This is a genomic window from Mucilaginibacter sp. OK268, assembly GCF_900103125.1.
GTDB lineage: Bacteria > Bacteroidota > Bacteroidia > Sphingobacteriales > Sphingobacteriaceae > Mucilaginibacter.
Window position 1 is genome coordinate 211,020 of the sequence record NZ_FNJV01000004.1, and the last position, 14,037, is coordinate 225,056.

The window sequence follows — 14,037 nt, forward strand, 5'->3', positions numbered from 1 at the left end:
ATTAACTTTACATTTTAAATTTTTTTGAGAAGATTATTATGGAAGTTAAAGGTAAGGTATATGAAGTGTCGCCAACAGTGCAGGTTACTGAGTCACTTAAAAAACGCGAACTAATACTTGAATATATTGAGAACCCTCAATATCCTGAATATTTAAAGTTTGAAGCTATACAGGACCGTTGCGCGCTGCTTGACGCTGTTAAAGTAGGCGATGATGTAGAAGTGTTTTTTAACCTGAAAGGCCGTCCGTGGACTGACAAATCAGGCAAAAAAAGCTATTTCAATTCATTACAGTTATGGCGTGTGAATGCACTGGCGGCAGGTGCCGGTAGCGCTACAACACCAGAATACGCAGCACCATCACCGGATATCGCTTCATCGGCCGATGATGATGATCTGCCGTTCTAATTTCGCTGTGCGATAAGAAAGATATTGTCAATTTTAAGAAAGCCCCTTTAACAGGGGCTTTTTGTTTTTAGCTATTTTTACAACCGCTGTGCGCCCCGCACTCCAGTAATAACCTATGGATTACATTTCTAAAAAAGGGTGTCATGCTGAGCTCCGTCGAAGCATGGTGGGCAGGCATCTGCGCTCGACCCTTCGACTGAGCTCAGGGTGACAGCTCCTTTTTTGAACGTTATTTGTTCGTTAGGTCTACTCATGGGCTATTACTTTCGCCCCCCGTTTAACGCCCTCTTCCCGTTTCATTTTTGTATATTGTATAATTCAGGCCATTTATGGGTTCTGAAAGGGCAAAATGTTATATGTCAAAAGGTTATTGCCGCTGATAATTGTTAAAATTTGTTAAAAGGGACTGTTGTACGGTTATTTTAAAATAATTTTGCTTGTTAACAAATGAAGAAAAGAAGCATCGGTTTAATAATTGGGTTAATGGGTTTTGCACTGCTCGGTGTAATGGCCATGCAATTATACTTTTTGCGGCAATCGTACCAGATGCAGTCGGAACTGTTTGATCGCTCTGTAAACGAGGCGCTTAACAACGTGGTGTCAAAAGTGAGCAAGCAGGATGCCATGAACTTTTTAAGTAACAAGGCACAGCGAAAGGTAAGCAACCCGGATGATGCCAGTGCCGGAATAAAAGTGGTAAAAAGTGATGCCAATAAACTGTATCTGCCCAAAAGAAAAAAACAAAGCCTGCGCGAAAAGAAAATAGCCCTTTTACGTGATAGTTTGGAGCGGATGATCATGCATAAAAAGATGGATGATGAACTGGCTAATTTGCTACAGCAGGAAGGTACAGTTGATTTCCAAGTAAAGGTAGAAGAGTATACTGATGAGCTTGGGGTAGTGCACGGCCGGTTTACACCCCAAATAGTGCGTACCCGTATCAGCGGCAGCATACGTACTAAAAAACTGCATAAATATGATACCCTGAGGTATGTATATATCGATCCTCAATTCGGGAAACAGCTCATTTCTGTGCCGCAAATAAATCCTTTATGGCAGCGCGAGCAGATCCGTAAACAAAAAGAACGACAGGTAGCGCAGATCAAAAAAATGCTGGAGACAGATTCGCTGCAAAACATAAATGTTGGTAAAACTACCGTAATTGAAAACCTTGCCGAAGAGTACCGTAAAACGGGCGAGCCGTTAAATAAACGCATAAATCCGTTTTGGATTGATTCTTTATTACGTTTTGAACTACATAATAAAGGCATTTCTCTACCCTTTAGCTACGAAGTAACAACCGCCAGCAGCGATTCACTCATATTTTCAAGTGCTACTGATAACGATGGTAATAAACCCGTATTTATAGCCGCCAATACCTATCAAACCCCCATATTTGGTAAAGATGTGATCAATGATCCGGGTAAGATCAGGTTATCATTCCCACAAAAAAACTCACTCATATTACGTAATATGACCGCCACCATGGGTACCACCGGTGGATTATTGATCGTATTGATATTTTGTTTTGGTTATACCATTTTCTCGATCCTCAGGCAAAAAAAGGTTTCGGAAATGAAGATCGATTTTATCAATAATATGACCCACGAATTTAAAACTCCGGTATCAACCATTATGATAGCCAGCGAAGCTTTAAAGGATAATGAAATTGCAGAAGATAAGACCCGGGTGTCTCGTTTGGCTAATATTATTTTTGAAGAAAACGCCCGTTTAGGTAGTCATATAGAACGAGTACTCAATATAGCACGTATTGAAAAGAACGATTTTAAGCTGGATAAAAAGCCCTTGGATGTGAATGATATGATAACGGTGGTAATAGATAGCATGGCGCTCAAACTACATAAATGCAACGCCAAAACCACCCTGGAACTCACAGATGAAAATACAACGATCATAGCTGATGAGCTGCACTTTTCAAATGTGCTGTACAACCTGGTAGATAATGCGATAAAATACAGCGCAGACACACCAGGCATAACTATTACAACGTTGGTTAAAAGCGGACAGGTACTCATTAGGGTGGCCGATAAGGGAATAGGCATGAGCCGTGATCAGCAGACAAAGATATTTGAGCAGTTTTATCGTATCCCTACCGGGAACCTTCATGATGTGAAGGGCTTTGGCTTGGGCTTAAGCTATGTGAATACGATTGTAAAAAGATTGAACGGCACAATAAGTGTAAGATCTGAAAAAGACAAAGGCTCGGAATTTGAGCTTAAGTTTTCGCAGGTATAAGAGATCTCAGACAAGTCTGAAAGACAAAACAGTTAAAACAAATCTTTCGGGGTGCCGACTTTTTCGGCCACACGGAATAAACGTAATATGAAAAAAATACTACTGGTTGAGGATGATGCCAATCTGGGCGCACTACTACAGGATTACCTGCAGTTAAAAGGTAAATTTGATGTTGTTTTATGTAAAGACGGCGAAGAAGGCCTGCGCGCCTTTACCAAACAGGTATATGACCTGCTGATATTAGATGTCATGATGCCTAAAAAAGACGGCTTTACGCTGGGTAAGGAGATCAGAAAGATAAACCCGCATGTGCCTATTATTTTTGCAACAGCGAAAAGTATGATCGAAGATAAGATGCAGGCGTTTAACCTGGGAGGGGACGATTACATCACCAAGCCTTTCCGTATAGAGGAGCTATTGCTGCGCATTAATGCCATGCTTAAAAGAACCGAGAATACCGATAAGGAGAAACGAGAAGAGGAGAAACAAACCTCATTTAAAATTGGCAAGTACGTATTTGATTTTACCTTGCAGATGATCACCATTGGCGATAACCAGCAAAAACTTTCAACCAAAGAGGCTGAGCTGCTCCGCTTATTGTGTATGCGTAAAAATGAAGTGCTTACCCGCGAAGAAGCTTTGCTCAACATCTGGCATGATGACAACTACTTTAATGGCCGCAGTATGGATGTGTTTTTAAGCAAGATCCGCAAGTATTTAAAAGATGATACCAATGTGGAGATCATCAATGTACACGGTCGGGGCTATAAACTGCTGATCAATTAATAAAATTATATAACAATAAATCGCGTCATTGCGAGGTACGAAGACAACCGACCGGAGGGAGCTCATTAATACCAATAAAACAAACACAATATTAATAATCTTTATGCTGTACAGGGCCGCTCTGCCTATCGGGGATGCAATGACGTATTTGAGATTTATTCGGGGTTTTACCAGTGTCTTAAAGTATCCACATAAATGATGCTTAATTGCCCCATCGGGGTATTTCGCAGAGAATATTATGGTTTACACTGTAAACCCAGTATTTGACGAAAATAAAAACCAACTATTTGATTTTTAAGTAATTACTTTAGTATTAACCATAAAAAGTGTAAACCATGTAAACCCACTTTTAATAAAATGTCATGGGCTTATTTTGAAAGCCTTACTGAAGCGTTCGCTTGTAACAAATTTGTTAAGAGCGGATTGCTGCTTTTTCTGATGATTAATAAATAGATTTGTTATTGACTGATCACAAAATTTATTATTCATGAAATTAAAACTACTTTTTTCATGCCTCATTTCCGCAGGCATTACCTTACCTGTATTTGCACAGGAAACCGTTGACCCGGCCATTGTTCAAAAGATCCGCGAGGAGGGGCTAAATCACTCCAAAGTAATGGAAACCGCTTTTTATCTCACAGATGTTTCCGGTCCACGTTTGGCAGGCTCACCTGGCTTAAAGCGGGCGCAGAACTGGGCTGTTAACCAATTGAAAACCTGGGGCCTGGCCAATGCCAAACTGGAGGCCTGGGGTAAATTTGGCAAAGGCTGGGAAGTTCAAAAAAACTACGCCGCTATTACTATACCCTACTATCATGCTATTATAGCGATCCCCAAAGCCTGGACACCCGGTACTGGCGGGTTGATCAAAGGAGATGTTGTAGTTGTAAAAGCCGATTCTGCTGCTGAGCTGGATCAATACAAAGGTAAGCTGCAGGGCAAGGTGGTGATATTTGACACCAAACCGCTGGTTGAGCGCAGTTTTAAAGTGGATGCAGCCCGCTATACAGACGAAGAGCTTGCCGAAATGGCCAATGCTACTATGCAACCAGCCGAAGGGCGCCGGCAATTTGATGTCAACTCGCCGCAATTTGCCGCTATGCGTAAACTGCGTGCTTTCCAGACTACTTTAAGAACATTTATACATGATGAAAAAGCGGCACTGATATTAAGCCAGGCCCGCGGAACTGATGGTACGGTATTTACTACCAATGGCGCATCATACGCCGATACGGCTAAAGCGGTATCTCCCGAATTGGAAACCAGCAGTGAAGACTACCAGCGTATTTTGCGCCTGGCAAAAGCGGGTCAAAAGGTAGAGTTGGAGGCTGATATCAAAACCCAGTTTTTAACCGACGACTTACAGGGTTATGATGTAGTTGCCGAAATTCCGGGCACGGATAAAAAACTAAAAGAGCAGGTAATCATGATTGGTGGCCACCTGGATTCATGGCATGCGGCTACAGGCGCTACTGATAACGCGGCAGGTAGTGCAGTAATGATGGAGGCCATGCGCATTTTAAAAGCCATCAACTTTAAACCTAAACGTACTATACGCATAGCGCTATGGAGCTCGGAAGAGCAGGGTTTGTTTGGTTCACGCGGATATGTGCTGAATCATTTTGGCGATCCTAAAACCATGCAGTTAAAACCGGAACAGGCCAAATTATCAGCCTATTACAACCTGGATAATGGTACTGGTAAAATACGCGGTATTTATTTACAGGGAGATTCGGCCGCTGGCCCTATATTCAAAACCTGGCTGGAGCCTTTTAAAGATCTGGGCGCTACAACCGTAACCATCCGCAACACCGGCGGTACCGATCACCAATCGTTTGATGCAGTGGGTATCCCGGGCTTCCAATTTATACAGGATGCTATTGATTATGGTTCACGCACGCACCACAGTAATCAAGATACTTATGACCGGCTGATAGAAGATGACCTGAAACAAGCGGCCACCATCATCGCGTCTTTTGTGTACAACACATCGGAACGTGCCGAAATGATACCGAGAAAAGAGTTGCCTAAGCCACAACCAGTAAGGTAAAAGCCACGATTTATACTCAACGCAGAACTTGCGTGGAGGAAAGTAAACCTATTCCATAAATTTCTTATTGAGTAGGTTATTTTTGTATTTATTATAATTATCTTGTTGCTATTATTATAAATTAACTTTAACTGATAGATGATGAAAAAACTAATTGTATTATTTGCAGCTGTATTTGTATTGGCGTGTTTTTTGGTGCCTGTAAATGGAAGTCAGGCTAAAATCAGTTCCATTGCAAAACGGGTAGTGATTCAAAAAACGGGAAACTATGGTTATGAAGTTACTATAACTTTCAATACCGCATCTGGTAAAGTACTAAGTGCTGATAGTCCTGATGGAACCGTTGTGAGTTATACCTATAGTTCAGCAGTAGATAACGCGGGCGTTGTTACGGTTACCAATTTCCTGATAAAATTTATACCTACCGGCTCGTCTCAAATAACCTATGATGGTTCGGGCGATTATTTTTAAAGAATTAGTTACTCAATAAAATAAAAAATGCCTTATATGATTTATAAGGCATTTTTTATTTTACTCCAATTCTATCTTTTGATGTTGGAATGGTATCTCTACCTGCTTAAATCCTGCATCTTTCAGCTTATTGCTAAAGTGCTGTTGTACTTCATATTCACCATGAACCAGGAATATCTTTTTGACCTTTTCAACATCCTGGCAGGCCAGAAAATGTAATAGGTCTTCATAGTCACCGTGAGCACTCATGGATCTGATCGATCTTACCTCAGCCTTAACCTCATACATTTCACCATAAATATGTACCTCATGGTCGCCATTAAGCAGATGCCCGCCCAGGGAGTTGGGTTCGCAATACCCAACCATTAAAATGGTATTCTTATCACTGTTGATGTTATTTTTAATATGGTGCTTTACCCGGCCTGCCTCGGCCATTCCCGAAGACGAGATGATAACACAAGGGCGCTGGTCATTATTCAGCGCTTTTGATTCTTCTGTTGATTGTATAAAACGTAAACCTTTAAAGCCAAAAGGATTGGCATCGGTTTTTAAAACCTCTTTTACCTCTTTGTTGTACACTTCCGGGTGATTCATAAGCACCTCGGTTGCCTTTTGCGATAGTGGGCTATCTACATAATAGTTTAAGTCGGGCAGAACGCCTCTTAACTCCAACGCGTTTAAGGCATACAACAACTCTTGAGTACGACCAACACTGAACGCCGGGATGATCACTTTTCCTTTTTTGATCTCGCAGGTTTGCCTGATGATATCCAACAAGGCATCCTCAATCGGCCCCTGCTCTTTATGGAGCGAGTCGCCATAGGTTGATTCCAGCAAAATGTAATCGGCCTGTTCAAATGTTTCGGGATCGTTTAGTAACATATCGTCATAACGGCCAACATCGCCACTAAAAGTAATATGGGTGGTCTTGCCATCTTCCAGGATATCTAAATGTACCGCGGCACTGCCCAAAATGTGCCCGGCATCTGTAAAGGTGAGTTTTACGCGAGGTGTTATTTCATATTCTTCGTGATATTCAACAATTTTAAACAGACGCAGGGCAGCCATCGCCTGCTCATCCGTATACAGTGGCTCCAACAGTGGTTGACCCTTGCGGGCACGGTGCTTGTTACTATAAGCAACATCCTGCATTTGTATATGTGCAGAATCAAGTAAAAGGATGCGAGCCAGGTCCATAGTGGCCGATGTGCAAAATATCGGGCCGCTGAAACCCTCAGCCACCAGGCGCGGTATCAATCCGCAATGATCAATATGCGCGTGCGATAGTATCAGATAGTCGACTTTTTTAGGATTAAATCCAAAATGTTCATTGAGATCCTCAGCGTGATCGCCCATGCCCTGGAACATGCCACAATCCAATAAAATAGAAGTATCGTCTTTTAATCTGATCAAATGTTTGCTGCCAGTAACATTACGGGCGGCACCATGAAAGGTTATATTCATTGATAATAGGTATGAAATTACTAACGAAGATGCACAATAAAGCGGATAAAAAATAAAAACTAAAACTTTAGTTGTTATTTTCATTTATAGTATCTAACTTAGATTAACCAATTGGAGAATTTGATGCAGTGTTGGTTAATGCATCAAGAAAATTTACAAAATGTACTATGGAAATTAAAGAATTAACGCGCGCCGAAGAACAAATTATGCAGGTATTATGGCAATTGGAAAAAGGGTATGTAAAAGATGTGATCGACCAGCTACCCGAACCCAAGCCCGCTTATAATACGGTATCAACCATTATCAGGATATTGGAAACAAAAGGTTTTGTAGGGCATACGGCATTTGGTAAAAGCCATCAGTATCACCCTGTAGTGAGTAAAGATCAATACCAGAACTTTGCTGCCGATAAGTTATTGAGTGGTTATTTTGATAACTCGGTAAACCGAATGTTGTCCTTTTTTGTAAAGAAGGAAAAAATAGACCTGAAAGAGGCTGATGCCATTATGAAACTGATTGAAAAACTTAAAGACCAATAGTTATGAGCTGGTGGCAATACTTATTACTGGTAAATATTTACCTGGTACTGTTTTATGTATTTTATGTTTTACTGCTGCGGAAAGAAACTTTTTTTCAGCTTAACCGCATCTACCTGGTAACGGCCGCGTTACTATCGTTCTTTATACCAATGATCCAGGCAGATTGGGTGCAAAATCTGTTTATTACGCAGCAGGTAAAATATACTATTTATAGCAGTCCAGTAATGATTTACAGTTTTAAACCTATTGCCGCTAGCCACATCAGTATTGGTCAGGTGCTAGCCGTTTTATATGGTGCAGGCATATTGTTTTTATCGGTAAGGCTTATCTGGCAGCTTATCAAATTAAAAAGAGTGATCAACCAACCGCAGGCAACTGTCGCTTATTCTTTTTTCAATACGGTACGGCTGGATCAAGCAAGTTCTAATAATACCATAATTGAGGCTCATGAGCAGGTTCATGCGCAGCAATGGCATTCGGCAGATGTAATGCTGATTGAACTGGTTATGATCATTAACTGGTTTAATCCGGTAGTATATATGTACCGTTTCGCTATCAAACACATTCATGAATACATTGCCGACAGGCAGGCTGTACAAGCTGGCACCAACAAAGCCGAATACGCCTTATTACTGCTGAGCCAAACATTTGAAACACCGGCACATCAGCTGGTTAATCCATTTTTTAATCACAGTTTATTAAAACAGCGTATCATCATGTTACAAAAAAATAAATCACAGCGCATATCGCTCATTAAATACGGTCTCTCTGCACCACTGTTTATATTGATGCTTATTTTATCGTCTGCAACTATTAATAACAGCAAGCCGATTACCGTTATTAATAATAGCGCTCATCAGTTATTTACCACACCCGCAACGCCGGCATTTTTAGGCGATGCCATTCACGAAGACAGATCTTTAGAAAAAAAGGAGGTCTCCCATGCCATTCACGAAATTGGAATAGATACTGTCAGGAAAAAAGGCAATGTATTTACCTCTGTTGAAAAAGTGCCGGAATTTCCGGGTGGAGTTGAAGCCTTTGGTCAATTTTTGGGTAAAAGCATTAAATATCCCAAGGCTGATCGTGAAAAAGGTGTACAGGGGAGAGTTATTATAACCTTCGTGGTAGAAAAGGATGGGTCTTTGTCAGGGCTGAAGGTTTTAAAGGGTGTAAGTAAAACTATAGATGCTGAGGCAGTTAGGGTATTGAAACTATCACCCAAATGGAAGCCTGGTATAGAAGGTCATAAAAAAGTAAGGGTTCAATATACCGTTCCGATCAGCTTTACCTTGAATGATGTTGCTGCTAAACCAGCAAATGACGATATCAATACTGTATTTACCTCAGTTGAGCAAGTACCTGAATTTCCGGGTGGCCTGGAAGCTTTTGGCAAATTTTTAGCCACTAATGTAAAATATCCTAAGGCCGACAGAGAAAAGGGTGTACAAGGGCGTGTTATTGCCAGCTTTATTGTAGAAGTTGATGGTTCATTATCAAACATCGTAGTAAAGCGGGGAGTAAGTACGGCCATTGACGAAGAAGCGGTGCGGGTATTGGACATATCACCTAAATGGAAACCAGGCATACAAAACGGGAGGACTGTAAGAGTTCAATACTCCGTTCCGATAAGTTTTAAATTAGATAACGATAAATCAGGCAAACCGGGCCCGGATAAAATGGGGGTAACCGGCACAGATCAGAGTAAGAATGAAACTAACTTGATTGCTCAAAATACAGACAAAGCCCTGCGTAACCCTTCGCTTATTACTTTTCGCGACAAGAGTATCTTGCAAGCCGATCCGTTATATGTATTAGATGGCAAAGTGATCAATGAAGCAGATATGAAGAATATGAACGCAGACAACATTGAAAGCCTCAGCGTACTTAAAAGTCAAGCGGCTACAGCCATTTATGGGAAAAAAGGCGCGAATGGAGTTATTGTGGTCACTTTAAAAAAGCAAAAAGATAAAACCGAACAACCTAAAAGTTATTAATAAAGCCTTAGTCTTATCCTCAAAAAACCTTTCATATATAACTATGAAAGGTTTTTGTGTTTATGTCTGCTACTTTTTCTTTTTGGCCGCTTCAATGATTGGCTTTACAGCGTCCTTTTTGCCCGATTGATAGTCTGATGGCGCTTTTTTGCTGCCTTCGGCCGCTGGTTTCTTTTTTTCTTTAACGGCTTGCTTGTCCTTGCTCATAGTTTTATGTTTTTAATGTTTAATGACAACAGGATGGAGGTATTTACACCTGTTAGTAAGTATATGTTGCCTGAGGTATTATTTTCCCGGGTCAATTCAGTTAATGCCCGGTTTAGAGAAGAAAATGGTTGCTTTAATTTAAAAACGCTATATCTTTGACCGTTTTTTATAGCAACCGATTAAAGGTAGCTATTTAAATTAATAATAGCTTTTATATTATGTACATTTTAATACCAAATGCCTGTATAATTGCTTAGCTTTGAAACAATTTTTGATACACATATATTTATACAGATAAATTATACAATTCGCTTAAAATGAAAAGTTTTATTTCACCAACACTTTATGCAGCTTTTAACTACGTGATAGCTATAGTATTAATTGCTTCACCATGGTTATTTGGTTTTGAAGGTCATAAAATAGGAGCAGCTTTATTGTTACCTATGATCTTAGGATGGTTTCAGCTGATAATGGCAATTTTTAGCAATCATCAGTTTGGTTTCATTAAACAGTTCCCTTTGCAAATGCACTTTTTCCTGGATGTGCTGGGTGGTTCATTCCTGTTTTGCTCACCATGGATATATGATTACGCTCACATCACATTTTGGCCACAGGTAATTATGGGTGGTTTACTGGTTATCTTTGGTGCTTTTACAAAAGGTTCAAGATTTTCAACTCCACCGGTTCATCATTACGATGGTGGTTTGGCTAACCTACGCGAGAGCTAAGCAATTATTAAAAATATAAAACAAAAGGGGCGCAAATTTTTGCGCCCCTTTTGTTTTACCAGATCCAGGTACTGCAAAACTGACGTATAAAATCAAAGTATCGATATTAAAACACCTCGTTAAGGCCTAAGAAAAAGCCGCTTGAGCCATAGCTGCCCCTGCCATAATCAATGCACAGGTTGGAGCGGGTATATTTGTTAAACAGCAACCGTAACCCTACCCCTGCACCCGGCTCCCAGTATCGGAGCAGCTTAATATCGCGTTGATTGTTGGCCGATTCGATATTTACAAAAGTAACACCGCTTAATAGTTTGTTATCGGTGATGGGAAAACGGTATTCCATCTCGTTATATACAAATGAGAGTCCCTTAAAACGACCAATAATAAAAGCCCGTCCGATACGGCCATAAGCATCGCTGCCCGTGCCCGGCAGATCAAGATAAGGCAAGGATCCGCTAAGCAGATAATTGGCCCAATGCCAGAAAGCCAAAACTTTTTCGGGGTTACTGTCAGACAGGCTCCAATATTTCCTGAATTCAATTTTTAGCTGTAAGGCCTTGTGTTCGCTGCCGAGCCAGGTTTCATTTTCTTTTAAAATAACATCGGCGTAAATGCCACTGAATGGCCGGTTGGGCTGGTCGCGGTTATTAAACTGAAAGTTTACTAATACACCATTGGCGGCATAAGCATCCGGTGAATAGCCATTTTTAATGCTGTACCGGAAGTTATGGGTAGCCGTTATTGGTATATTTTTACGGTCATCATCAATATGACTGTAAAAGTTAAAGCTAAGGCCCGCGCCTGCATAAATATGATTGGCCAGTTTTCGGTATATCCGCTCATTAATTTTGATGTATACGTACCGCACTGGGTACTCATCAGGGTTATTGTCATAATGTTGACCTCCCATGTGAAAATCGCCTTCGCCAAAGCTCCGGTGCCCGGTACCCAGGCCGTTATCTTTAGCTATGGTTTTACCAATTTGCATAACGCCCTGAAGGTTCCATTTATTTTCGGACGAAAACGCGTTATGCTTGAACTCAAATGTTGAGAGCTTATTAGTAGAGATATAAGCCCCCGCATTAATTACCGACATGGTGGTATTTTCGGGATTTCCAAAATACTTGCCGCCAGAAGTGATAGCCCCTATAGCGAAACCCACGCTGGGATTATAAGCAGCCGATGGCAACACTGACCAGGTGGAGGGCTTCTTTTTTTTGCCGGTATCTATTTTGGGGCTTTTGCCTCCGAAAAACGAACTCAAAATACCATTAGCATCCCTTTGGGTTTCCAGCGAATCAGCACCCACAGAACCTGTTTGTGCCAACAGGATGTTCGCGCTCAGGATCATCAGGCAAAAGGCAAGCGCATAGCGGCAAATCAACAGGGTCAATTAGATTAATTATTTAGAGTTACCGCTAATATAGAATTATATGGTAATGATTAAAATACTACCCCGGATAATTGATTGTTAAATTTTCGGAGCTCATGAGCGGTAACCAGGCCGACAAAACTTTTTAAACCTTAAATTTTAACAAATTTCTTATCGAAACGGCGTAAAAACAGCTCAAAATTGCCCGGAAAACATCGATTTTAACACTTTTTAACAAATTTTAACACGGTTTTGAGCAGTTTTTGAAACTTTAAAAAGTATTAATTTGTTGATTATCAATTTTTTAACTTAAAATTGGGTAATTCTTGGCCCTGTTTTGGTCTTAACAAAACAGCCCGGTTGTCTGCTAAAAGACAACCGGGCTGCTGATTATATAAAGATACGAAAATTTAGGGAGAGTAGCCAACCTTAAGCCAAACTTGTTTCAGCATCTCAAAGCAAGGGGTTCTGCGAGGTGGTTAACGCGTCATGTGGGAGGCGTGAAATAGGTTCAGAAAAACTTGGCAGATTAGTATAGGCGCAACTCACCAGACCATCGTTAAGCCCTGTCATCCTTTTCGCGCCAGATGGGGCTACCTTATCCGTATTTATACGGTCTCGTAACTCGCTTGCTTACTACAATTAGTTCAATTTGTAAGCCGAAACATTTGAATGTGCTATATACTACCGTTGGTTGTTGAAAAGCAACTATAAGTAGCGGGTTTACAACTAATATGATCGGGCTTTGTGCAAAATCTGGCTAAGATGCTGGTTATCTTTGCCATGTCGAAAGACTAAATCAAAAGATAGTATATGGACACAAAAATGATCGGTAACAAAATTGCTGAGGCACGAAAGAAAATCAACATGTCGCAAGCCGGGCTTGCCCAACATGTATTTGTAAGTCCGCAAGCGGTTGGCAAATGGGAACGGGGGGAGTCGTTGCCAGACATTATAACTCTAAATCAACTGGCAAAAATCCTGGGCGTTGATCTTAACTATTTTTCAGAAAATCAGCAGTCTCCAGAAGATGTAACGCTTTATAAGGTAACCGCTAACGCTGATATGGATCAAACAAAACAAGTGGCAACTGGTCCATCAGGCTCCGGGGAACTACAATTGCTGACAAATTTTAGTGGGAGCGACTTGGCAAAGAGTGATTTTGCAGGTGTTACGGCGCATAATAGCAAATTTAACGGGAGCGCGCTACGTGGATCTGATTTTGCAAAAGCAGATTTGACCGGCAGCTCGTTTAGTGGCAGCGATGTACGTGAGGCCAATTTTGAAGAGGCCAATCTGACGGATTGCACATTATCTGTAAACGACCTTACGGAGGCACGCTTTAACAAGGCTATCCTGGTGCGGACAGAATTCAGCAGGTCTGCATTAACCGGTGCAAAATTTAGCAATGCTAAACTGATTGATGTAAAACTAACCAAGACAGACCTCAGGCAAACGCTATTCGAAAATTGTGTTTTTGACGGTGTGGATTTTAACTACTCGGATTTAAGCGGGCTATGTCTTGATAAACAGGTTTTTACCAGTGTTAAATTCCACAATACCGCGTTGACCGGCGTCAGTTTTAATGGCGCGACGCTAAAAAATGTGTCGTTTCGTTCGCCATATGCGCTCACCAACAGGTATTACCGTGCAATAAAAACCATCCGTTTCGACGATGCAATGATGGATAAGTTAACCTATGCCACACTCAAAGGGCTGGGGGCTGATCTGTCAAAAGTTACATTTATTTAAAAGAATCA

The 14,037-nt window shown here is 41.0% G+C and carries 12 protein-coding genes; 9 read left to right on the top strand and 3 right to left on the bottom strand.

Annotated elements, in window-relative coordinates; genetic code table 11:
* The first annotated feature begins 38 nt into the window (after positions 1 to 38).
* The 5 genes from BLR84_RS15615 (at position 39) to BLR84_RS15635 (ending at position 5,970) form a co-directional block, all read left to right on the top strand.
* Positions 39 to 407, top strand: a complete 369-nt coding sequence (locus BLR84_RS15615; RefSeq protein WP_090469888.1) for a DUF3127 domain-containing protein — start codon at positions 39 to 41, stop codon at positions 405 to 407.
* A 447-nt stretch (positions 408 to 854) separates the two neighbouring features.
* Positions 855 to 2,663, top strand: a complete 1,809-nt coding sequence (locus BLR84_RS15620) for a sensor histidine kinase (RefSeq protein ID WP_090469891.1) — start codon at positions 855 to 857, stop codon at positions 2,661 to 2,663.
* Positions 2,664 to 2,750: 87 nt separating this feature from the next.
* Complete coding sequence (locus BLR84_RS15625) at positions 2,751 to 3,449, top strand: response regulator transcription factor (protein ID WP_090469894.1); 699 nt, start codon at positions 2,751 to 2,753, stop codon at positions 3,447 to 3,449.
* 487 nt (positions 3,450 to 3,936) lie between these two features.
* The gene (locus tag BLR84_RS15630; protein ID WP_090469896.1) at positions 3,937 to 5,499 is read left to right on the top strand and encodes a M20/M25/M40 family metallo-hydrolase; all 1,563 of its coding nucleotides are present in this window, start codon (positions 3,937 to 3,939) and stop codon (positions 5,497 to 5,499) included.
* Between the two features lie 141 nt (positions 5,500 to 5,640).
* On the top strand, positions 5,641 to 5,970 hold the full coding sequence (locus tag BLR84_RS15635) for a hypothetical protein (RefSeq protein ID WP_090469899.1): 330 nt from the start codon (positions 5,641 to 5,643) through the stop codon (positions 5,968 to 5,970).
* Between the two features lie 60 nt (positions 5,971 to 6,030).
* On the opposite strand, the gene BLR84_RS15640 is transcribed toward BLR84_RS15635, so the two are convergent.
* Positions 6,031 to 7,434, bottom strand: coding sequence for an MBL fold metallo-hydrolase RNA specificity domain-containing protein (locus BLR84_RS15640; protein ID WP_090469901.1), 1,404 nt, complete (start codon positions 7,432 to 7,434; stop codon positions 6,031 to 6,033).
* Between the two features lie 167 nt (positions 7,435 to 7,601).
* On the opposite strand from BLR84_RS15640, the gene BLR84_RS15645 reads away from it, so the two are divergent.
* Positions 7,602 to 7,973, top strand: coding sequence for a BlaI/MecI/CopY family transcriptional regulator (locus BLR84_RS15645; RefSeq protein ID WP_090469904.1), 372 nt, complete (start codon positions 7,602 to 7,604; stop codon positions 7,971 to 7,973).
* Between the two features lie 2 nt (positions 7,974 to 7,975).
* Positions 7,976 to 9,970, top strand: coding sequence for a M56 family metallopeptidase (locus tag BLR84_RS15650; protein WP_090469907.1), 1,995 nt, complete (start codon positions 7,976 to 7,978; stop codon positions 9,968 to 9,970).
* Positions 9,971 to 10,039: 69 nt separating this feature from the next.
* Here BLR84_RS15650 and BLR84_RS30075 read toward each other — a convergent pair whose 3' ends face one another.
* Positions 10,040 to 10,177: a hypothetical protein gene (locus BLR84_RS30075; RefSeq protein ID WP_176852081.1), complete on the bottom strand. Its 138-nt coding sequence runs from the start codon at positions 10,175 to 10,177 to the stop codon at positions 10,040 to 10,042.
* A gap of 317 nt (positions 10,178 to 10,494) precedes the next feature.
* Between BLR84_RS30075 and BLR84_RS15655 the strand changes: the two genes are divergently transcribed.
* Positions 10,495 to 10,905, top strand: a complete 411-nt coding sequence (locus BLR84_RS15655; protein ID WP_090469909.1) for an SPW repeat domain-containing protein — start codon at positions 10,495 to 10,497, stop codon at positions 10,903 to 10,905.
* Between the two features lie 106 nt (positions 10,906 to 11,011).
* Here the strand turns inward: BLR84_RS15655 and BLR84_RS15660 are convergent, their stop codons facing one another.
* Positions 11,012 to 12,298, bottom strand: coding sequence for a BamA/TamA family outer membrane protein (locus BLR84_RS15660; RefSeq protein WP_143013921.1), 1,287 nt, complete (start codon positions 12,296 to 12,298; stop codon positions 11,012 to 11,014).
* A 792-nt stretch (positions 12,299 to 13,090) separates the two neighbouring features.
* On the opposite strand from BLR84_RS15660, the gene BLR84_RS15665 reads away from it, so the two are divergent.
* Positions 13,091 to 14,029 carry a pentapeptide repeat-containing protein gene (locus BLR84_RS15665; RefSeq protein ID WP_090469915.1) on the top strand — a complete coding sequence of 313 codons (939 nt, stop codon included), beginning with the start codon at positions 13,091 to 13,093 and terminating at the stop codon, positions 14,027 to 14,029.
* Positions 14,030 to 14,037 lie beyond the last annotated feature (8 nt).